The 319-nt window shown below is 50.8% G+C and carries 2 tRNA genes; both read left to right on the forward strand.

Features of this window, described 5'->3' with window-relative positions:
* Nucleotides 1-29 precede the first annotated feature (29 nt).
* A tRNA-Ile gene (locus ACQUTP_RS25700) sits at nucleotides 30-106 on the forward strand.
* A gap of 106 nt (nucleotides 107-212) precedes the next feature.
* Nucleotides 213-288, forward strand: a tRNA-Ala gene (locus ACQUTP_RS25705).
* Nucleotides 289-319 lie beyond the last annotated feature (31 nt).

Raw genomic sequence — 319 nt, forward strand, 5'->3', positions numbered from 1 at the left:
GATGAAATAGAGCAGTAAATAATCTCTGCAGGCTTGTAGCTCAGGTGGTTAGAGCGCACCCCTGATAAGGGTGAGGTCGGTGGTTCAAGTCCACTCAGGCCTACCAAATTTTCCCTGAATACTGCGTTGTGGCAAAGCTCGCATACTTCAGTATGCTTCGCTTCACCACGCCTTGTCTCAGGAAAAATTACCGGTACAGAGATAACACCGATGGGGCTATAGCTCAGCTGGGAGAGCGCCTGCTTTGCACGCAGGAGGTCTGCGGTTCGATCCCGCATAGCTCCACCATCTTTACTGCGAACACAAGAAAACTTCAGAG

This window comes from Klebsiella sp. 2-CIP_Kleb., assembly GCF_050378715.1.
In the GTDB taxonomy this organism is placed as follows: domain Bacteria; phylum Pseudomonadota; class Gammaproteobacteria; order Enterobacterales; family Enterobacteriaceae; genus Klebsiella; species Klebsiella quasipneumoniae.